Here is a 21,196-nt window from a genome sequence, read left to right as displayed (position 1 = left end):
CTCCTTTCATCTGAACATATAAAAGTTACAATAGCCTATCCCACATCTCAACTACATCCTCACTGAACTCTATTATCTCTGCTTTTTTGAACTGGTAACAGTTGTTAATAGATTGAATCCCTAAATCTCCTACAAAAGGAGTGGCATCATTACCTAAAATCTTGCCACTACGGCAGATTATCAACCTGTCGATTAAATTGTGCTTTAATAATTCTGTAATCAACACTCCTCCACCTTCAACTAATAACCTTGTTATACCAATTTCTGAAACAAGTTTTGATGCCATGTCTTTTAGGCAGACTTTTCGATCTGATGTCATTCCAGTGCTTGACACTGGAATCCAGTTTTCACTACGCAATTGCTTGAAGTTTTCTGGATCCCAGTGTCTGGGCACTGGGATGACAGGAGAAGGCATTGGAATGACAGGAGAGTGTGTTGGGGCAACATCTGGAATAACAGGAGGTTTGTGATTTGAATTGACTATCAAATAATTAATGTCTTTTATTTTTCTCTCTACTTCCTTATTTGTGATTACCCAAGTTATTACTTTGTCTGCAGTCTTTGCAATATTATGCTCTTCCTGCAATTTTTCCTGGCTATCTATAATTAGCCTTATTGGTGATCTATTTTCGAGCCCTGGTAATCTGCAAGTTAAGAGTGGATCGTCACTAACAAGGGTATTGCTGCCAATCATAATTGCGTCATATTTTGCTCTGAGCTCATGTATCCAATTTCTCGTATCCTCACTTGTTATCCATTTGCTATCACCTGTAAACGTTGCGATTTTTCCGTCAAGAGTTGTTGCGATTTTGCAAGCTATGAATGGTCTATGGAGTTTCTTGGTGGTAAAAAAGCCAACATTCAGCTTCTCTGCTTCTTTCTGCATAATACCTTGCTTCACTTCAATTCCTGCTTCTTTCAGAGCTTTAATTCCTCCGCCTGAAACTCTACTATCTGGATCAATTGCTGCAATCACTACCTTTCTTATTCCTGATTTTATGATTTCTGCAGTGCAAGGTTCTGTAACTCCAAAGTGGCAGCATGGTTCGAGAGTGACGTACATAGTTGCACCATGAGTTAAGTCTTTAGCATTTTGTAAAGCAACTACTTCTGCATGTGGACGTCCACCGATTCCTGTGTAGCCTTCACCGATCACCATACCGTCTTTTACAATGACACATCCAACAGTGGGATTTGGTGCAACACTTCCAAGACTTTTTTCTGCAAGTTTTAATGCGATCGACATGAAATAATCTTCAGTCATTAGAAAGAAGTCATTTCGTATGAGGTATCAAAAATTCTTCTGTGCTCGTGTATGGCAAATCTATCTGTCATACCTGAGATATAATCACATATTATTACTGAACGCTGAGATTCACAAGCAAGCTTGTTCCACTCTATAGGTAATAACCCTGGGTTTTCATAAAAACATTGAAAAAGCTCCTGTACTATACGTTTTGCTTTGCTCATTGTTCTATTCAATTTATAGCTTCTGTATATTTTTTCCATGTTAAATTTTTTCATCTCTTTTGTGGCATTTGCAACTTCTGGTGAAAATGTGACTAGCATTGTATTTAGACCTCTTACATCTTCTACGCTTTTTATTTTGTAGTCTTTAATATTTTTTTCAGTCTGAAAAACGACATCATTTATCATAATCCCTATAGTTTTACTCAGTGATTCATGTATGAGTTTACTTTGGGCCAATTCTGAATATTCGCTTTTTACTTCTTTGAACATTTTGCCAATTAAAGGAACATCGAGCAAATCTTCGATGGTTACTAAATTTGCCCTGAGTGCATCATCAAGATCGTGAACACTGTAAGCAATATCATCGGCAATTGAAGCAACTTGTGCTTCAATGCTTGAAAATTCCTCAAGTTTTAGATCATATTTTTCATTATATTTTAATAACAGCTGATTATTTGTAGAAGACTCCGCGTTTTGACCAAGCAAGGGACCGTTATGCTTTGCAACACCTTCAATCACTTCCCAACTTAGATTCATGCCATTAAAGTCAGCATGTTTTTGTTCAAGATAAGTTAAAATCCTTATAGCTTGAACATTATGATCAAACTTATACTTCTCCTTATCAACTTGAACTAGAGCATCCTCACCTGTGTGACCAAATGGAGGATGACCAAGGTCATGTGCAAGCGCTATGCATTCAGTGATGTCCTCATCTAATCTGAGCCTGCGTGCGATGGATCTTGCAATTTGTGCAACTTCAAGGCTATGAGTTAGCCGAGTGCGATAGTAGTCATGCTCATAATTGATAAAAACTTGTGTTTTGTATCCTAGTTTCCTAAACGCATTAGAGTGAATAATTCGGTCCCTATCACGCTGAAAGCAGCTGCGATTTTCATCTTCTGGCTCTTTAAAATTTCTTCCTTTTGTTTTATTTGGAAAGCACGCGTAACTTAATAGAAAATTATTGTTTGACATGTAAAATTTCTACTATAATAGGTTATCAATAATGAACGGTGGTTGTTATGTCAACAGATTACAATATTAGCTTAACTGACAATGCATTAAGGAAAATCCACTCCCTTGTAGAACAGGAAGGAGATGAGAGTTCTGTTTTGCGGGTTGCAGTTTCAGGTGGTGGATGCTCTGGCTTCAAGTATAATTTTCTTATGGATCAAATAAATAAGAAGATGTCTTTGGGTGACGATTTTGACGATGACGAAGATAGCGAGGATTATAGAAGCCACTCCAGTTTTAGTGAAAAAGGTAAAGATATAGTAATTAATGATGAGAATGGAAACCCTGTGTTAATGGTTGATAATTGTTCAGCAAAATTTTTAAATAATTCAACTATAGATTATACTGAAGATCTCAGTGGTTCTGGTTTTCAAATCAAGAATGCTCTCGCTAAGTCTCGATGTGGGTGTGGTAACAGTTTCTCGGTCTAATTCTCCCTCCTGGATCTTTTTATAATATGGGTAGTTGTGTAACACTAGAGCTAGCTTCTGTAAGTAAGAGCTTCAAAAAAAGTCCTGCTATTATAGAAGATATCAATCTGAGTCTTACAAGGGGGCAAGTAGTTGCATTGATTGGTAGTTCGGGATCAGGAAAAACAACTATACTACAAATTGCAGGCCTATTGGATAAGCCAACTTTAGGTGTAGTGACAGTAGATGGAGTAAATTGCACGCAAGCCAGCAATAAATATAAAACTCATGTAAGAAGAAATTTTCTTAGCTTTGTTTATCAGTTTCACTATTTATTACAAGAGTTATCAGTGTTGGAAAACGTTATGCTTCCCCAGCTTATTGCAAGAAGAAGCAAAGCTGAAGCAAAAAAAAAATCGCAAGCAATATTAGAAAAATTTGGTCTGGAAAGTAAAGCAAGTAGTATGGTATCTGAAATTTCTGGTGGAGAAAGGCAGAGGGTTGCAATTGCAAGAAGCATTGTAAACTCTCCAAAGCTTTTACTTGCAGATGAGCCAACGGGAAATTTAGACCCAACAAATTCTTTGAATGTGTTTTTGCTATTACATTCATATGTAAAGGAAAATAATAGCTCTATGCTTATAGTAACACACAACTATATCCTTGCAGAAAAAGCAGATCACATTTTTCAGTTAAAAAACCGATCATTAGTAAAGTTGTGAATGGAAGAAGCAATACAATACAAAGCTACCTATAACTTGTACTTATTTAACCAATGATCATTAACGGAGTATAATTCGCATGAAATGCCTTCATTGCTTTTTATACACGGACTCTTTAACTTACGCTGTTTACTTAGAAAGCATCCTGACAGCATAAATATCGCTAAAACGAGAAATAATAATTGCCTAAACATAACAAGACTTTTTTTATTTGTATTAATACATTCATTTCTCTCATTTGTAAAGTTAGGCATATTCTTTTACCCTTATCTCTTTTTTAGCTTTCTGAGGAGAAGTAGCTGCACTGTTTAAACGTAGTTTTATATAATTATCTATAATTTGAGCTACTTCCTCTTCTTTATCCCTTAGAAAGTGGTTAGTATCGTCTACTATATGGTATTCCATATGGTTGTTTTTTACCGAATTTATTAACCTTTGTGCTAATTCTGTTACATCGCTTTCTTCTGAAATTGTATCATTATTACTTTGTATTATAAGTCCAGGAACTGGGCAAGGAGAGAGAAAAGAGAAATCGTACTTAGTTGCTGGAAGAGAAAGGGCAACAAAACTTACTATCTCTGGACGGCGCATTGTCAACTGCATAGCTACCCATGCTCCAAAAGAAAAACCGACTATCCAAATTGGAACGTTGTTAGAGTTATGCTCCTGAAGCCAATCAATAGCTACTGCAGCATCAGTTAATTCTCCTATACCCTTATCAAAAGTTCCGGTAGATTTTCCGACGCCACGAAAATTAATTGTCAATGCAGAAAAGTTATTATCGATAAAAGATTCATATATACTATGTATAATCTTACTATCCATACTACCACCATATTGGGGATGGTGATGTAAAATTAGCACAACCGGTGCATTGGCATCTTTGCTTTGATGGTATCTACCTTCTATCTTTTTTGTTGAATTATTTAAAAAGACTTCTACCATGATGACTCCTAATAAAAACCTGTTTTGACAGGGATTGATAATGTAAATTGTTTATTAATTATGTATTAATTTCGCTGTTTTTGCAATAAATTTTTATCGTGTTAAAGTTAACATACATAATTGGTTGATGGTAAGTGAAAAATAAGCCTGTGAGTTTATTCTCTCTGGAAGATAGTAGTTGTGTGTATGCCGATTATAATGCAACTGCTCCAATGAGTAAAAATGTAAAAAAAAGTATACTTGAGATTTTGTCAAAACAAACACTAAATCCATCATCGCTGCATAAAAGAGGACAAGAAGCGAGGAAGATTCTTAAAGATGTAAGAGATAACGTACGTGATGCTCTTGACGTTCCAAATGATAAAGAAATAGTTTTTACGTCTGGTGCAACTGAGGCGAATAACCTAGTCATGAGAGGAATGGAAGGTTATCTGCATGTAATTTCAGCTATAGAGCATCCTTCAATTCTTAATTCTGCATGTAATCCACATATAATACCCGTTAATCAAAGGGGTATTATTGACTTGTTAGAGCTAGGGAAAATTCTAAGTGAGCTTGAGGGGAATAAAATAGTAATTTCAGTGATGATGGCCAACAATGAAACTGGAGTTATCCAGCCTGTTAAGGAGATAGCTAAAATGGCACATAAATTCGGCGCAATCTGTCACGCTGACGCTGCTCAAAGTGTTGGGAAAATCGAAGTAAATATGGAAGATTTAGGAGTGGATTTACTTACTTTATCTGCTCACAAATTTGGTGGTATAGCAGGTAGTGGGGTTTTAATATTTGACAAAAAGCTTGTAATAGAACCTATTATAATAGGTGGTGGGCAAGAAAAAGGATTGCGTGGTGGTACAGAAAATATTGTTGCAATAGTAGGTCTTTCTGCTGCATTGCAAAACATTCCAAACCTTCTATCAAAAATGGATGAAGTAGAGAAGCTGCGTGATCAATTGGAGTGTGAGTTATTAAGTCTTGTCAGTGATATCAAGATCTTTGGCAAAAATTCTAAAAGATTGCCAAATACAAGTTTCATTTATATGCCGAGAGTGAAGAATGATCTGCAGCTCATGCACTTTGACTTAAATAATATTGCAGTCAGCAATGGTTCTGCATGTTCTTCTGGAAAAGTTGGGCCTTCTCATGTTTTGCTTGCAATGGGAGCAACAAAAGAGCAAGCAGAATGTTCAATTAGAATCAGTATAGGTCCAGAGATTAAACCGCGAGACATAGAAAAAATAGTAGATTGTTGGCATAGTATCTATAAGAAGAATGCCTTAGTAAATGCAAAAACCACTTTCACTATTTCTCTTTAATCATGATAAATGGAATGGTGAAAATAGTTTCTATTGGCAAGAATTGTTATAATAGTTATATGCTACTGAAACCCGACTTGCTTATAGTTATGGAAGAAATTCTCTAATTGCACACCACACCATTCAATTGCAATTGTAGTATGTCATTTTATACTTGATAAAAACGCTGTATTGTATTATAATATACCATCAAGAGATAATAAGGAGTTACATTGTCTTATATGAAAAACGAACAGGATATTCGCTCTCAGGGCGTTTATTATAGTGCTGGACTCAGGAGTTACCTAACTAAAGTATACAATTATATGGCTTTAGCTTTAGGTGTTACAGGGCTTGTTGCGTTTTTAACAGTGTTTTCTGGTCTTTTCCAGGTGATTTATTTCAATCCTGTTCTATCGCTTGTGGTAATGCTGTCTCCAGTTGCATTGGTGTTTTATATGTCTTTTAGGCTTCAACACCTAAGTGCTCAGTCAACACTTACTGTATTTTTTCTATTCTCAGTTTTAATGGGAATTTCTTTATCTCATATTTTTATAATTTATACTGCAGAAAATATAGCGAGAGCATTTTTCATTACATCGATCATGTTTGGTTCTATGGCTTTGTATGGTAATACTACAAAAAAAGATCTGACCAGTATGGGTTCTTTTTTGATTATGGGAATCTGGGGATTAATCATTGCATCTATAGTTAATCTGTTCCTTGGGAGTAGTCCACTCTATTTTGCAATATCATTTGTGTCAGTAATAGTGTTTACTTTAATGACCGCATACGATGCTCAGAGAATCAAAGATGTTTATTATAGGTATAATGATGGCTCAGAGGTTGCAACTACTAAGCTGGCAGTACTTGGTGCAACTAATCTTTACTTTGACTTCATCAATATATTCCTCAATTTACTCAGGTTACTTAATTTATTCAACAATAAGGATTAGATGATTTCCTTTTTAAGGGGAAACAATGAAAATTCTATAGTTTTTTTCCTAGTATCTTTAGTGGTATTGATGCTGTGTCTTGCATATGCTTCGGTACCATTGTATAGCATCTTTTGCAAAGTTACTGGATATGGTGGCACAACGAGAAAAGCAACTAATACGACAATAAATGCAACTGACCAAAAAATCAGGATTCACCTTAATGCTGATATAATATCAGGTCTGCCTTGGGAATTTAAATCAGAAACTAACTACATCGATACAAATATAGGGCAACAAAGTTTAGTATTTTATTATGCAAAAAATTTATCTGATCAGCCTTCTTTTGGAATGGCAGTGTATAATGTCACACCTTTTAAAGCAGGTAAATATTTCAATAAAGTTGCATGCTTTTGTTTTGAAGAGCAAATGCTGCTACCAAAACAAAAAGCGGCTATGCCCGTATCCTTTTACGTAGACCCTGAAATAATGCGTGACAATAGTACAAAAGATTTAAGTGAAATAACACTATCATATACGTTTTTTAAGCTTAAATAACAAACCTTTTCCTATTGTAATCCGAACAAGGTTGTACGATACATCTATTGAATTGAGCAGGAGCTCTTATTTGCTTTTTGCACACTGACTACTTGTGTTTCAGTGTTCGTTGTTGCTAATTCCCATCCTTCATTATTTGCTTCACAAGCATTCCAACATTGAGCCAACTCCTTATTATTTTTTACAGAATCTGGTATTTCTATGTTGGGATTTTTTTCTAATGTATGCTTAATTAGAATCTCACAGCAATTTTTGCGTTCAATTGACTTATCCTTACAATATAATTCAGCAACACACTCTAAAGCAGTGTTTCCATTGTAGTTTTCATCTGGGCTATCATTCACTCCCGCTTTTATGAGAGCCTTTAATATGTCCGGAGAATGGGTCAAAACACAGGTATGTAAATATCCTTTTTCGTTTTGCACATTAGCTCCTGCTTTTATTAAAACTTGCGCTAGATTTGTTAAAGTGTACGGTTTATAGTTAATGGCGATGGAAAAAAGACTATCTATTGGAAAGCCATCATAATCTTTCAAGTCAAATCTGTGATTAATATCAAATCCTTTTTTTCCCAAGAAGTATATAAATATTTACAATAGTCTCCTTTTTTATCTGATTTTTGCATTTTACATTTTAACCTTTCTTTTATTTTTATTATTGGTATCTAAATCGTCATCTTCATCCACTTCACACAACACATTGAATAAAACACCATAAAGCCAAGTTTCTCTGTTTGTCATAATTTGTGCCTCAAAACTATTAACAATACGCTTATGTAGTGTATAAACTCTAAATAACATTTTGCAAAATATTAATTGCTAGATAACATAATTAAAGTTTTTGTCTTACATTTATCATGGTTAGAGCTATACAAATTAAAAAAACTGGGGGGCCAGAAGTATTAGAATTTGTAGATAAGAGCATAGGTGAGCCAAAAGATGAGGAAGTCTTAATACGTCATACAACTATCGGCTTAAATCGTTATGATTTAGAACACAGAAAAGGTACACGCAAAATTAAAGATCTGCCATCAGTGCTTGGAGTGGAAGCAGTTGGGGTTATTGAAAAACTTGGTAAAAAAATCAGTGATGGATTCAAAGTTGGAGACAGAGTTGGATATTGCACAGCTCCTCCAGGGGCATATTGTGAAAAGCGCATTGTACACCAGAAATATTTGATAAAAATTCCGAATGATATACCTGATGAAGTTGCTGCTGCAGTGCTGTTTAAAGGTATGACAGCTCACTATTTAGTTAATCAATCTTATAAAATTAGGCCTGGTGCTTTCGTGCTAGTTCATGGGGCTAATGGTGGTTTAGGACAAATAATATGCCAATGGGCAAAGGATAAAAAAGGTGTAGTGATAGGTTCTATAAGCTCTGACGAAAAAATGAAGATAGCTTTACAAAGTGGCTGCACATACGCAATAAACTACAATGATAAAGATTTCGTTTCTAAAGTTATGGAGATTACGAAAAATAGAGGAGTAGGTGCAGTGTATGACCCTATAGGTTACGCTACAAGCAAGATCTCTTTTGAATCTTTAGGTAAGTTTGGTATATATGTTTCCTATGGGCAGATATCAGGTAATGCTCCTATTAATTTCTCTTTACTTAGTTCGCGTTCGTTATTTGCAGCTGGAACTTCAATATATCATTACAAGCATAATAGACTTACGTTAGTGCTTACTGCAATGGAAATTTTTGAAATGATAAGAAAAAAACTTTTAATTGTACGAATTAATAAAAAATATAAATTTGATGAAATAATAGAGGCTCATCGTGACATGGAAAATAGAAAAATAAGTGGGCTAAATATCATCAAATTTTCTTAAAATAAATTAGTAACCTAAAATAATTATTCATTAAGTCATATCAACAAGAATTTCATATGGTTAATTCTCTTTTTGGGAAAGTTAAAAGCATACAGCTATAGCTAAACTGACTGAGATTTTTACCGGACTAGTTTGAAAAACTTGTCATTCTGCTACTCGTTAGTGGCGTGGTAATGCGATGTTTTATCTATAGATATTATGTTCACAGTAGTTTCAAAAGAAGCTGAGTAAATAAGTTATATTTCAAATTAGATTTGGTGTCACATCTAACATTATAAGTATTATCACTTTAATAGTATATGGAGCTGTTATTTTTCTTTTAAATGAATGCTTTTTTCTGTTTTACAATAGTTTTAGAGTTGAGTTTATAGTACTTATACCAATTCTCATTGTTGTGGAGTCAAATAGGAAACAGAGCAGAGTTGTTTAATTGTAGAAGTAGCAAGAGAGGTAAGAAATTTGCATAAAGTGCTCTCAAGCAAAGCAATAGTACTGTATATTTTATTGCGCAAAATGTTCTGTTTTATATATAACCAAAGCCTCTCAACAGGATTAAGTTCAGGTGAATATGGAGGTAGGTATATAATCTCAATGTTTTTAGGTACCTTTAAATTTTTTGACTTATGCCAACTAGCACAGTCCATAACAAGAACAGCTTCTCTTGTCCCTAGATATTGCAACATTTGCTCAAGAAATATATTCATGCAATCAGTGTTAACATTTGGTGCAAATAAGCTAAAACTCTCTCCATTTTTAGGATTAACTGCACTGTAGAGATAAAAATTATGCCTACCTAACTTTATTTTAACCCGAGTTCTAGTACCTTTTTTAAACCATCCATGCCCAACTTTCGAATGTGTGCCAAACCTTGATTCATCAAAGAAAAATAGCTCTTTTTCAGGATACTTTCCAATAACTTCATTGAGATTTTTTTTTGAATTCCTCTTGTTTACTTTTATCTTGTACGTTGTGTACTGGTCTTGGTGTAATATATGAAAATTTCATCTTTTGCATATGGCGGTGTACTGTAGATTTGCTAATATTTAAGTCGAACTTTTCCTGTATTCTTATTCTCATTTCTTTAATGGTAATATTAGGGTTTTCTTCTATCCATGCTTCAATTTGCTGTAGTTGAGCCTGATTTAATTTAGTTTTTCTTCGGCGTGATCGAGGAGCAAACAGTTTTTCTTCTCTGCCAAATTTCAAGAGTTTTATCCACGAAGTTAGTGCCTTTCTTGAAATGCAATATATTTTTGCTACAGACGTTATACTGTACTTTTTTGCTGCAATTACAGCGTTTAGTTTTTTTGAAACATATGCATTATTCCTTACTTTCTTCAGCATCTCTTTTGCTGATTTTACTACTTCTTCATCCAATAATTTTGATCTGAGTGCCATTTATACCTAAACTATTTCACTTATTTCATTATGGCTTTTCTTCCATTATTGTCTATCTGTTTCCCGTGTAACGGGAATTGGTATTAGAAAGTTTACATTGCTTTATGAATTGTCTCTGTTGTTCTGATATATCCAGTAATCATAAGTTCTCCTTTAATGGCATTTTGTTCTCATATTTTATATACCATTACACTCTAGGACCATACATATAGGCTAAAGTGTGCTGAAAGTCAATTAAAATTCCTTAATAAGTTGACTATATAAATTAAAAATGCTAGTATTATATTATTAATTTTAAATGGGAGTAAATATTATGGGCTATACAAGAATACAACTAAAACAGGCAATGCAAGCAAAAAGTAACCTAGAAAAGAAAATTGGATCAAAACTAGAACTATAGTAGTTTCGAAAATGAATGATAAATTTTCATTACGAGATTACCCCCTAAAAGCTGCGAGTTTGTATGTTAGTGCACTATCATTTATTTTAGAAAACACTATAGCAGCAGGCACAATAGTGATACTAACAATAGCACTAGGAATGGGCGCTGTTACTGGGGCTCTTGCAGGTTTAGCTCTAAGTTATGTTAACTTGCCACCTCTCATTGCAGGTGGAATCATTGGTTCTGCAATGTTATTAGTAGGCTTAATCAAGGCTTGTTTTTTCTCAAAAACTACAAATCTCAACGATATACCAGAAGGCATGTCCAAAGAACATGAACAAATTTTGAGAGAATATAGCAACAGCGCTGAATATAAAATTAAAAATTATGCACATACTATCAGTAGTATTGGTGTTTTTTTTGGAGTTGGAGCAGGACTAGTTGCTCTTGGTTTTACATCACCAGCAGCTATAGGTGCTTTAACTTTTGTAGTGAGTGTGATTGCTTGTATTCCTTTAAGTTTCTTAATTGATAAAGCAATTGAGTGCTTTTTTCCAGAAGGAAATAGACAGCCAGGTAGTTCCGTTGATGGGGAGATATACAAAGGAAATAAACAGCCAGGTAGCTCAGTTGATAGTGATGTGAAAATTGTTGATGGGGGTGTGTGCAGGAGAGTATTTTAAGAGACGATAGATAGAAGTTTTTGAAGAGGATTTAGCCCATTTTTTTGTGTTAAGTATAATTGAATTATCATCTCAATTCCTAATCCTGCATAGCTAGTTGATTTTCCCATCCAAGAATCATTTTATTAGCTTGCCTCAATGTTTCAATAGAAGGCAAATCTTCTGTGCTGAGTGGTAGGCGGACAGTTTTGTGTTCTATGAGCCCAATGTCATGCAAAAGTGCTTTAGTAGGTATTGGATTGCTGGCAGTAAATAGAGCTTTGCAAGCTTGTTGCCAACTGTCTGCTTGAGGGTTCTTGCCGCTCATGCATTGCTTAACATATTCATGTACTACACTTGGCCAAACATTGGCAGCAACAGAAACCAGACCAGCCGCACCCTTAGCAGCCATATCAAATATCATATTATCGTCCCCACAAAACACCTCAATATTTGGTGCAACTTTCTTATACTGAGTTAAAGTATCAACGGTGCCACTTGAATCTTTGATAGCCCAAAATTTTTCGTGGCTGGATAAGTTGCGTACAGTTTCAGCGTGAAGACTCACTCCTGCTCTTGATGGAATATTGTAAAGCATGGCTGGCATATGTGCTTTTTTAAGCAGCTTTTCAAACCATAAAGTTTGCCCCATGATTCCAGGCTTTGCATAAATGGGAGTTGTCATTAGATAGCCATGAATAGGCATACCCTTGCAAAAATCAAGCCATTCAAGAGTCTGATATAGATTCACTCCTGGTACACCGATTATAATTTTCGTATTTAATTTTAGCTCACATACAAATTCAACTAATGTGCGCTTTTCAGAATCAGTAAGTGATAAGCTTTCACCTGTGCTACCTAGCAACACTACACCATTTTCAGCTTCAGCTTGCATTGTTAGTAAACGCTGCAAGCTTTGGTAATCTATACTATCTCCACTGCAATTAAAAGGAGTAACACAAGCAGTCCATAAAAATGTAGATTTCAATTGAAGTTATTAAAATGGTATTTCATCATCGATTAGTTCGTCTTTTATATCGTTGTCAAAACTTCCGTGTTTATCTTTTTGTTCTGTTTCATTTTGTTTGTATTCACTTGGCTTGTAATCAGAGTTTGACATACTGTTTCGTGAATCTAAAAGGGTAAGGGCACTATTAAAGTTATATAGCACCACCTCTGTCGTATACCTTTCGCTACCATTTTGGTCAGTCCATTTTCTAGTTCTCAGAGAACCTTCAACATAAACTTTACTACCTTTGCGCGCAAAATCCTTAACAATTTTTACTAATCCTTCACTAAAAATTACAATATTATGCCATTCTGTCTTTTCAGAGCGCGTACCAGAAAATTTGTCAGTCCAACTTTCAGATGTGGCTATCGAAAAACTTGCCATCTCTTTTCCATTTTGTGTAGTCCTAATTTCAGGATCTTTTCCTAGATTACCAACTAATATGACTTTATTTATAGTACCACTAGACATAATTATGCTTTAAAACAAACATCTTTATTATCTTATGTGAGAGTATTATTGTCAAATTTAATTAAAAACGCGCTTGGAGGGATTCGAACCCACGACCTTTGCCTCCGGAGGGCAACGCTCTATCCAACTGAGCTACAAGCGCAGATGTATTAGATTATTTAATAGATAAACTATCTAAATCAAATTTTTGTTCTGGATAAAGCGTAAACATAATACCTCCATGTCCAAAATGTACATTTTTAGAATTGCTTATCCGTTCTTTTGTTATCTTTTGGTTTACAGCCCATGAAAAAGTTACATAATTTTCAGTTACTGAGTGCACTTTTAAATCCTTAGTATTTATAAACAACTTTCCATTTACCCATATTTTCCATGTATCGGGGGAAAAGTATAAAATTGAATCTAAACTGACTACTTTACAATTGAAATTTTCTTCCTCTGTAACTCCTGAAGACTGTAAGTTAAACTTTTCCATCTCACTAACTATTCTATTAACCTGCTCTTCATCAAAAAAAATGCTTTTTATGCTACCATATTGCGATAAAGTACTCTCTGCTGCCTCTTTTATTATATCGTCTCGATCTATATAATAATTGTTGGTAAAAAAACACTCCTTCGCACGCAAATTTGCTATATCAATGAAGTCATTTATTTCTTGATTTCCAACTTTTAAAATACTTTTTAAGTACTTCTTTTCTATAATCATTCCATCATTAGAATGATGACAGACCATTTCATCATTGCCTTGTCTTTCTATATATACACATAAATTTTCACTATTTAACCCTAATATTTTATGCTCAATAAAATCTTCATTACTAATATGCTGTTGGCAAGAATATTTTTTACAAATCCCTATATTTTCTACAAGATCTTCGCAATTGCAATATGCACTAAAATTAAAAAATAGCAGCGTAAAAATAAAAAACAACTTTATATTCATCTACTTAATATGGTATACCAATCAAAAACTATACTAGCTCTCACTATCTCTATCATATTACCACTTAAAATCTGGTTTATAACTTTAGCATCTATATTTCTCTGCTTATTCAAGGTAAGAGATCTGATCATAACATAACCAGGAAGATTTGGAATAGACTGTAGAAATAAAAAAATATGCTTATCGCTAATTGAGCTTAAACTTAGAACCACTTCACTTCTTATTACTTTTGTATGTTCACTTTTATTGTGGAGTTCAGCTTCTTCAGGTATAGAAATTGATATTTCAGGTTCTAACATGTAGTGTTTTTTATATAGCTTGTTAAGCTCAAAATTTAAATTTGTAATGTATCTGCTACTATGTAAGTTTGAAGAAGAAATTCTTTTCCATAAATCTAGGTTTTTATTTAGAACGACTTCTTTCTTTTGAATTTCAATGATCTGTAAATTAATAGAGCGTATTTCCTCAGCTGCAGTTTGATTTTTATTATAAACCTTTTTGTTATAGATAATAAAACACGTTGATAACCCTATTAATACAATAGATAACAATAAGTAATATATGCACTGAATTGTAGCTTTTCTTTTTAGTTGAGAGATAGTCATCAATCTACATTGCCTCTCCTATTTCAACATCAATAGATAGATTTTTCTCTTTAGTAGTAGGTAAGCTAGAAATACTAATATCATGAGTAAGGAAATTATCGTTTAAATTTTTCTGTAGTTTCTCGTATTGATAAGAAATGTCTTTACCAGATTGAAAATTAAACCTTAAAGTTGTGGTAATATAACTTTTTGCCTCATTATAATTCCACTCAAATAATTGAAGCTCTACATCTGGTACTTTTAGCTTTTCTACATACTTAACTTGTGTGAGAGGAGAGTACTCTATTTTTGATAAAATATTATTGATATTAATAAAATCGTAAACTTCATCTATCTTTTTTACATTATAGCTTTGGCTAAGTTTTATTAGTTTGTTATTTAAAGCACTCCGCTTTGCAGATAAATTATCAGCAATATTAAAATTCGAATACAAATTCCGCAAACAAAAGGTGTTAATTACAATTAAAGTCAAAAGGAGGTATAGAAAAATCCGAGGAGAGTTTAAATAAAGGTAATTGAATAGATAAAATTCTTTAGTTTCTTTTGTATTAAAAACATCTGTTGGCTTATTCTTAAAGCTATGGAACAAAATTGTAGTATCACAAAAGCTATCTTTTTCGCATATAGCTAATTCTGCTACCAATAGTTTACCTAGCTCATATGGAGTCAATATGTTCACACTATTCTCTGAAAAATTTATAACTGATAAACTAGATTTAATAGCTTCTGATACTATGATGCAAAGGTCGATAGGGTCATTTTTTTCAAATCCAAACTTAGTTAAAGATTGAATTGTATTTTTCACTTCCTGATATATTTCACCAGCAATGATTCCTGGTAAATTATCATTAGTAAATGGTATTAAACGTGTAAATATCATTTTGTTCTCTTTAAGAACCACTTGTCTATAGCCACCTGTTTTAGTTGCAGCAACTATAATTTTCCAGTTACTAGGATCTTTGTGTAGAATCTTTTTTGCTATACTGACTAGTTCTATAGGAAACATTAATATTCCTTTAAAGTTAGAGCCTATTTCAACAAACACGTCCAACCAATATTCTATTAAATGATTTGCTTTTGATGAAACAAATAGATACCACCAGTTTTGATTAAATTTATTCGGCTTTTCGACCAAGAGAATAGAATTTATATCGTTATTATGAGCAAAATGCTCTACTTTTGTTTTTGCTGATAGATAAGCACTAATCCTATTTACTCTTGGGATAGACTGTAGCAAATAGTTCTGATCAGTGTGATTGAGAACCAGATATAAGGGTGCTTTTTTATCTGATGAGAGACATGAAATTAAGTCAGAAACAACTTTATTATTTTTGTCCTTAGCAAAATATCTTTTATTTAAAGTATCATTTTTAAAATATAGTAACATTGTGCCTTCTTTTCCTATAGAAAGCATAAACTTACTTTTGGGTTTTGACCCAAACATATTAACAAAGTGTATACTCATCTAGAATTAAAAAGGTAATTTATTGAAATTCATTAAACATGAGATGACAATATTACTTATATTATAAGTTTTTGATAAAATTAGTAGTAATATTAACCCTTTTGTATGATGAAGGTTTTTTATATTTGTGCTAGACACAACTTAACCTGACAAACGAGGATTAATTATATCTCAGCTTGATATTTTATTCTCCAACAGACTGAAAATTGAATTGAGCTAAAGACTTGATTTGACGCACGTTGTTGCACATTACCATTTAGTATACTTGAACTGAACATTTTCAGTGAATCCATCTGGCATGACTGAAACTTTTGTATTCATATTTATTTTTAAGTAATTTACTAGCTCATCAACTAATATATCAGGAGCAGAAGCACCTGCAGTAATTCCTATTTTTTCTGCGCCCTGCAACCAATTTTTGTTCATACATTTATAATTATCAATCAAATAGGCTCTTTTTCCTGTGGAAATGCACAGGTCTAATAAACGGTTTGAATTTGAACTGTTTTTGCTTCCTACAATTAACACTACGTCTGTAATTTTAGCCAATTTTTTAACAGCGTTCTGCCTATTTTGTGTTGCATAGCATATATCTTTTAAGTCGGGGCCTGTAATGCTTGGAAATCTGAGCTTCAGTGTAGCAATAATTTCTTTGGTATCGTCAATACTTAACGTGGTTTGTGTTACATAAGATAAATTATCTGGATCTTTGATTTGTAAATTGTATACGTCTTGCATAGTTTGCACTAGAGATATAGGATTACTTACTCTTCCTATAATTCCTTTAACTTCTGGATGATTTTCATGTCCAATTAGAATTAATTCTTTACCACTATCCTCATACCTTTTTGCCTCTTTATGTACTTTGCTAACTAATGGACATGTTGCATCAATCACTTGAACACCCTTTCTTTTTGCCTCATCCTCTATACTTTTCGACACTCCATGTGCGCTAAAGATCAATATTCCTCTATTGTCTTTAATGTCTTCTATGCTGCTTACAAAAACCACTCCTTGTTTCTTGAAGTCCTCTACTATATACTTATTATGAACGATTTCGTGTAGTACATAAACTTGGCGTTCATTTTTGTATTTCTCTAAAGTGATTGCTAATATGTCTACAGCTCTTTTAACCCCTGCACAGAAACCGCGTGGTTCAGCTAAGATAATCTCCATTTTTTAAGTAAGTATGTAAACATTGCTAAAAAGTAAGCTCCGCTCACTATGTTTCATATCATGACTGCTTTACTATAATTTCAAATTTATCACTACCAAGACTCTTGTTAATATACCAGGAACCGTCATCTTTAATTGTAAATTCAGGACTCTTGAGGTCTCTTTTTATTGTCTTTCCATCTTGGCCATCCATAGCAATATGGATATCGAATGTAACGATGTCTATATTTACCATGGCTTTTTTCCCACTGTGTGAATTTAGACTAAACTTGCCCAACATGACATCATTAATACTCACTTCTCCTGCATAAGTATCACACTGACCATCTACACAACACTCACTTTCAATATAAAAAAGATCTGACATATTTATATCTATAAAAAAAAGAACTAAACTTACATACTAAATATAGCTTACCGTTAATAAGCAATTACAGATTACTTTGGCTACAACAATAATGCAACTGGAAGTATAACATAATTAATTGTATAAGAAACTACACTTTAGAGAAATGGTTGTTTGGTTTTTTTATTAATTTTTTTCACCATACTGTCAATCATGTGTTTTATTCCTTGATATACAGAGTGTGTACTTTCGTCACTACGCATATAAGCAGAGCAGGAAAATATATTATGCTTTTCGTCTTCTATTGATAGCTTTGTATCGCATGTTATATGTTCGCCGCCGAGCTTCTCTATCAACTGGTCTTTGTCGTCTCCTATAGTTACCTTAATCTTACTTTCTTCTTTACCTATCTTGCTATTTAAAATTAAAACAATAATGGCTGGAGATATACATATAGTTCCTATTGGCTTTTTTGCAACAAAGAACTCTGAGACTAATCTTTCAAACTCAGGCATTACTGTTTTATTTTCAGCTAAGTCAGATAAATTTTTCGCAACTCCATATCCACCAGGTACGACTAGCATGTCAAAATTTTCAGCTTTAGCTTCTCTTAAATCATTTATCTCACCTCTTGCAATTCTTGCTGCTTCTACAAGTACATTCCTTTTTTCTTTTACTGCTTCTTTTGTTTTGTGGTTCATAACTTGTGTAATATCAATGTCAGGAGCAAAACATGTGACTTCAACTTCCTGCTGATCAAACACAAGCAGAGTTAAGACTGCTTCTCTCACCTCTGTGCCGTCGAGGTGGCCGCATCCTGATAAAACCACAGCGGCTCTTAATTTTTTCTCACCCATAAAATACCTTGATTTCATATAATCTAGGTATTGTAATACAAATTCCATATTTGGAAAGGAGTAATTATTTTATGTCAATTATAATATAATTAATAATTAGCATATATAATTAGGCATATTTATAATTTATAGGAATTGAATATGGTACAAGGTGGTACAACAAATCCAACCAATTCGGACGAGTTCATTGAAAATGTAGTAAAATACATTAGTAAAAGAGAAGATTTGTTGGAAGCATTGGAGTCTCTATTACAAGCAAATGAATTTATAAAAAGCGGTGAAATTTTTAATGAATCAACCATCAAGAATGTGTCTGAACGGCTGATAAAAGATGAAGGTCTTTTTAAGGGCACAATGGATATTTTAAAGGAGTATCTTGAGAAAGACAATAATCAATTAAAAACACTTCTTGAACAAGTAAATAAAGTAGAAGGCATGGAGAAAGAGCTTGAAACTTTAGGCAATCAACTGTTAGCTCAAGGATTGATAAGTGGAGCAGCAGTGACAACACTAACAGGTGCACTAGCAGGTTTATTAACAGTAGGAGGAGTGACCGGTGCATTAATTATTGGTGGAGCAGCATTCGTAGGGTTTGTAGCACTATTTGCTATAGCTGCTATTGGTTATCTTATATACCAGAATAGAGGTGAGATAAAAGAAGGTGCAATTAAATTCGGAAAAACAGTGAAAAGTTTTGTGAAAGATGTGATCGATAAATTACCTACGATTCAAGCAAGAGAGAATAATTTTGGAAAGTTAATAAGCAATTTGACAGAACAGGGTCTTAGAGCTAATGGAGAAGAAAGAACAATTCTTGATAATAAAGTAAAAATAATAGAAATGCTCCGAAATGAAGAGCAGCGATCTGCTATACGAAAGTTAGTAAAGGATGGAGACATTAAAGAATTTTCAAAAAAGGATATGGAAAGACTTCTACAAAAGGGCCTCAGTACTCATGAAAGTGATAAGGAAGCACTTGAGGATTCTATAGAAGAATTAAAAGCTGCAATTACTTCAGATAGCAAAACAGTAGAAGATTTTATACAAGAGGTGAATAATAAAGCTAAAGGAATGAAGCCAAGTTCTAAAGTGAAGGAGTCAAATTCTGAACAAGTTGATGGAAACAACATGAAAAAATAGAATTGATGCATTTGGGGAGCGTTTTGATGCAAAAATTACTATCAGAAAGCGGGGCTACGCGGGAACGTTCAGAAAAGTGTGTCAAACCAAATTTTTAATTCAACTCAATCTTCAATCTACTAGGAAAAAAGATATCAAGTTGAGACATAGTTAAAAGACAAAGCTGTAGTCCATTTTTGCTCTGTCTTTTTATAGCGCAGTATACCAACTTGTACAAGCTGGTAAATGAACCTTTGGTTTTAGTAAATTTTCTTCCTCGATAGGATTAGTGGAGCCGCCGGAATACTTAAAATAAATTTTTCCAATTGTTTTGCCACGATTTTATGACCAAAGGATATTTTTCACCCATCAGCTCAAGCAAATAATTTTCAGCGATTTCTTTACTTGAAGCACGATATATTTTTTTTAATCACTCATGAAAGTTTTTGCTGCTTCAGTGAATTTCTTATCTGATGTACAATACATTTCTGCTTTAGCTATTTATAGCTGCAGGAAAACTTTTTAACACATGCAATCAGAATATCCTCTACTCCTCTCTCTTTTAGGTCGTTTAACACTTCTAACCAGAACCTCACTTTCAGCTTTTTCTTGCTTTACCATATCTCTTCCCCTCTTGTCTCTATCTTTATGTATTAAGCTATATAACTCAAAATCTTGATAAAATGCAGAAAAGTTTTTTTAATTTCAGCTCCATCCTCGAAGAGTTAGAAAATAACTTTAAGCAAGTTAGTCAGAATTTTTCTGACGTAAAGGAGCAAGTTTTAAATTTAGCTGTCAACTCTGAAGATTTGGCAGGCAAGTTTCTTAATTATCACCCGAATATGTGCATAGTATAAAATTAGCTTGATAAACTTCAAGAGCTTTGCCCATGAAATCAGTGTGCTTCTTGAAATACAATATACTTTCGTTACTTTAATTATGAAAATCCGTTAAGCCTTCTTGCCAATTATTACAATATTTTCACTTGGAAAAAAGTAGTCAGGTATAGCCATGTTTTTTGGTGCAGGACCGCCAATTACTCGGCCTGATGTGTCATAATATGAACCGTGACAAGGGCAGAACCAACCGTTGCCGTCTTTTGTAGCGTGATCAACTGGTACACATCCAAGATGGGTGCATATTCCAATCATAATTAACCATTCATCTTTCCCTTTGTATACTCTTTTTTCATCTGATTCAGGATCTCTCAAATTTTCTGCATTTATGGCTCTTGCAGCCTCAATCTCTTGTTTCGTACGTCTGCGAATAAATACTGGCTTACCTTGCCATTTTACCTTTTTTCCTTGTCCTTCTTGAATGTCAGATAGATTAACCTCAACCGTAGACATCGCTAAAACCTCAGCAGAAGGATTCATAGACTTAACTAGTGGCCAAAAACCGCTTGCAGCTCCTATACCTGCCATGGCGAATGTAGTTAATGTTATAAAATCTCTTCTACTCTTATTTTGAGTAAGATCCTTAATAGGAGATGTTTTTTTATTCTTCTCATTTGTCAACGATTTTTTATTTTTAGTTAATTTCTTATCCATTAATCTCTACTTGACCATAGATATATATTT

General features: G+C 33.7%; 22 protein-coding genes, 1 tRNA gene and 1 pseudogene. 8 read left to right on the top strand and 16 right to left on the bottom strand.

What is annotated here, in order from left to right; translation table 11 throughout:
* Positions 1-25: 25 nt before the first annotated feature.
* Both ribD and OOK99_RS06575 read right to left on the bottom strand, forming a co-directional pair.
* Entirely contained in the window at positions 26-1,264 is a 1,239-nt protein-coding gene (gene ribD / locus OOK99_RS06580; RefSeq protein ID WP_264719777.1) for a bifunctional diaminohydroxyphosphoribosylaminopyrimidine deaminase/5-amino-6-(5-phosphoribosylamino)uracil reductase RibD, read from the bottom strand.
* Positions 1,264-2,445: a deoxyguanosinetriphosphate triphosphohydrolase gene (locus tag OOK99_RS06575; RefSeq protein WP_264719776.1), complete on the bottom strand. Its 1,182-nt coding sequence runs from the start codon at positions 2,443-2,445 to the stop codon at positions 1,264-1,266. Before OOK99_RS06575 ends, ribD begins: the two co-directional genes overlap by 1 nt.
* 47 nt (positions 2,446-2,492) lie before the next feature.
* Here OOK99_RS06575 and OOK99_RS06570 point away from each other — a divergent pair, with 47 nt between their 5' ends.
* Entirely contained in the window at positions 2,493-2,915 is a 423-nt protein-coding gene (locus OOK99_RS06570; RefSeq protein WP_230608963.1) for a HesB/IscA family protein, read from the top strand.
* Positions 2,916-2,941: 26 nt separating this feature from the next.
* The gene (locus OOK99_RS06565; RefSeq protein ID WP_264719775.1) at positions 2,942-3,616 is read left to right on the top strand and encodes an ABC transporter ATP-binding protein; all 675 of its coding nucleotides are present in this window, start codon (positions 2,942-2,944) and stop codon (positions 3,614-3,616) included.
* A 246-nt stretch (positions 3,617-3,862) separates the two neighbouring features.
* Here OOK99_RS06565 and OOK99_RS06560 read toward each other — a convergent pair whose 3' ends face one another.
* Positions 3,863-4,561: an alpha/beta hydrolase gene (locus tag OOK99_RS06560; RefSeq protein WP_143689340.1), complete on the bottom strand. Its 699-nt coding sequence runs from the start codon at positions 4,559-4,561 to the stop codon at positions 3,863-3,865.
* Positions 4,562-4,695: 134 nt separating this feature from the next.
* On the opposite strand from OOK99_RS06560, the gene OOK99_RS06555 reads away from it, so the two are divergent.
* From OOK99_RS06555 to OOK99_RS06545, 3 genes are all read left to right on the top strand, one after another.
* Positions 4,696-5,877, top strand: a complete 1,182-nt coding sequence (locus OOK99_RS06555; protein ID WP_264719774.1) for a cysteine desulfurase family protein — start codon at positions 4,696-4,698, stop codon at positions 5,875-5,877.
* A 212-nt stretch (positions 5,878-6,089) separates the two neighbouring features.
* On the top strand, positions 6,090-6,812 hold the full coding sequence (locus tag OOK99_RS06550; RefSeq protein WP_264719773.1) for a Bax inhibitor-1/YccA family protein: 723 nt from the start codon (positions 6,090-6,092) through the stop codon (positions 6,810-6,812).
* A complete protein-coding gene (locus OOK99_RS06545) occupies positions 6,813-7,349 on the top strand; it encodes a cytochrome c oxidase assembly protein (RefSeq protein ID WP_264719772.1) in 537 nt (178 codons plus the stop codon).
* A gap of 44 nt (positions 7,350-7,393) precedes the next feature.
* Here OOK99_RS06545 and OOK99_RS06540 read toward each other — a convergent pair whose 3' ends face one another.
* Positions 7,394-7,924 (bottom strand): ankyrin repeat domain-containing protein, encoded by a 531-nt coding sequence (locus OOK99_RS06540; RefSeq protein ID WP_010407015.1) that lies wholly within the window; start codon positions 7,922-7,924, stop codon positions 7,394-7,396.
* A 281-nt stretch (positions 7,925-8,205) separates the two neighbouring features.
* Here OOK99_RS06540 and OOK99_RS06535 point away from each other — a divergent pair, with 281 nt between their 5' ends.
* Positions 8,206-9,183, top strand: coding sequence for a quinone oxidoreductase family protein (locus OOK99_RS06535; protein WP_264719771.1), 978 nt, complete (start codon positions 8,206-8,208; stop codon positions 9,181-9,183).
* A gap of 386 nt (positions 9,184-9,569) precedes the next feature.
* Here OOK99_RS06535 and OOK99_RS06530 read toward each other — a convergent pair.
* A protein-coding gene (locus tag OOK99_RS06530; protein ID WP_264719384.1) for an IS630 family transposase occupies positions 9,570-10,581 on the bottom strand; the annotation gives its coding sequence in 2 pieces (ribosomal slippage) (positions 9,570-10,118 and positions 10,120-10,581; 1,011 coding nt in all).
* A gap of 411 nt (positions 10,582-10,992) precedes the next feature.
* Between OOK99_RS06530 and OOK99_RS06525 the strand changes: the two genes are divergently transcribed.
* Positions 10,993-11,646 (top strand): hypothetical protein, encoded by a 654-nt coding sequence (locus tag OOK99_RS06525; RefSeq protein ID WP_264719770.1) that lies wholly within the window; start codon positions 10,993-10,995, stop codon positions 11,644-11,646.
* Positions 11,647-11,725: 79 nt separating this feature from the next.
* Here the strand turns inward: OOK99_RS06525 and dapA are convergent, their stop codons facing one another.
* The 9 genes from dapA to elbB form a co-directional block, all read right to left on the bottom strand.
* Positions 11,726-12,613 carry a 4-hydroxy-tetrahydrodipicolinate synthase gene (gene dapA, locus OOK99_RS06520; RefSeq protein WP_264719769.1) on the bottom strand — a complete coding sequence of 296 codons (888 nt, stop codon included), beginning with the start codon at positions 12,611-12,613 and terminating at the stop codon, positions 11,726-11,728.
* A 9-nt stretch (positions 12,614-12,622) separates the two neighbouring features.
* Positions 12,623-13,105 (bottom strand): single-stranded DNA-binding protein, encoded by a 483-nt coding sequence (ssb, locus tag OOK99_RS06515; RefSeq protein ID WP_006014313.1) that lies wholly within the window; start codon positions 13,103-13,105, stop codon positions 12,623-12,625.
* 68 nt (positions 13,106-13,173) lie between these two features.
* Positions 13,174-13,247, bottom strand: a tRNA-Arg gene (locus OOK99_RS06510).
* A 12-nt stretch (positions 13,248-13,259) separates the two neighbouring features.
* Entirely contained in the window at positions 13,260-14,048 is a 789-nt protein-coding gene (locus OOK99_RS06505; protein ID WP_264719768.1) for a hypothetical protein, read from the bottom strand.
* Positions 14,045-14,653, bottom strand: a complete 609-nt coding sequence (locus tag OOK99_RS06500) for a hypothetical protein (RefSeq protein ID WP_010406999.1) — start codon at positions 14,651-14,653, stop codon at positions 14,045-14,047. The genes OOK99_RS06505 and OOK99_RS06500 overlap by 4 nt, the downstream gene beginning before the upstream one ends.
* Before the next feature lie 4 nt (positions 14,654-14,657).
* Positions 14,658-16,118, bottom strand: a complete 1,461-nt coding sequence (locus tag OOK99_RS06495; protein ID WP_264719766.1) for a hypothetical protein — start codon at positions 16,116-16,118, stop codon at positions 14,658-14,660.
* Between the two features lie 249 nt (positions 16,119-16,367).
* Positions 16,368-17,294, bottom strand: coding sequence for a 4-hydroxy-3-methylbut-2-enyl diphosphate reductase (gene ispH / locus OOK99_RS06490; protein WP_139686676.1), 927 nt, complete (start codon positions 17,292-17,294; stop codon positions 16,368-16,370).
* Between the two features lie 58 nt (positions 17,295-17,352).
* Positions 17,353-17,661 carry a hypothetical protein gene (locus OOK99_RS06485; protein ID WP_052264887.1) on the bottom strand — a complete coding sequence of 103 codons (309 nt, stop codon included), beginning with the start codon at positions 17,659-17,661 and terminating at the stop codon, positions 17,353-17,355.
* A 137-nt stretch (positions 17,662-17,798) separates the two neighbouring features.
* Positions 17,799-18,497, bottom strand: coding sequence for an isoprenoid biosynthesis glyoxalase ElbB (gene elbB / locus OOK99_RS06480; RefSeq protein WP_264719765.1), 699 nt, complete (start codon positions 18,495-18,497; stop codon positions 17,799-17,801).
* 141 nt (positions 18,498-18,638) lie between these two features.
* Between elbB and OOK99_RS06475 the strand changes: the two genes are divergently transcribed.
* Complete coding sequence (locus OOK99_RS06475; RefSeq protein WP_264719764.1) at positions 18,639-19,637, top strand: phage tail tape measure protein; 999 nt, start codon at positions 18,639-18,641, stop codon at positions 19,635-19,637.
* Between the two features lie 94 nt (positions 19,638-19,731).
* On the opposite strand, the pseudogene OOK99_RS06470 reads toward OOK99_RS06475, so the two are convergent.
* Both OOK99_RS06470 and petA read right to left on the bottom strand, forming a co-directional pair.
* Positions 19,732-20,206, bottom strand: a pseudogene (locus OOK99_RS06470) (transposase); the annotation flags it as partial.
* 360 nt (positions 20,207-20,566) lie between these two features.
* The gene (petA, locus tag OOK99_RS06465) at positions 20,567-21,166 is read right to left on the bottom strand and encodes a ubiquinol-cytochrome c reductase iron-sulfur subunit (protein WP_264719763.1); all 600 of its coding nucleotides are present in this window, start codon (positions 21,164-21,166) and stop codon (positions 20,567-20,569) included.
* Positions 21,167-21,196: the final 30 nt, after the last annotated feature.

The organism is Wolbachia endosymbiont (group B) of Eucosma cana, from assembly GCF_947250645.1.
Taxonomy (GTDB): Bacteria; Pseudomonadota; Alphaproteobacteria; order Rickettsiales; family Anaplasmataceae; genus Wolbachia.
Note: the sequence above shows the minus strand (reverse complement) of the source record. Positions and strands in the feature narration are given on the sequence as shown.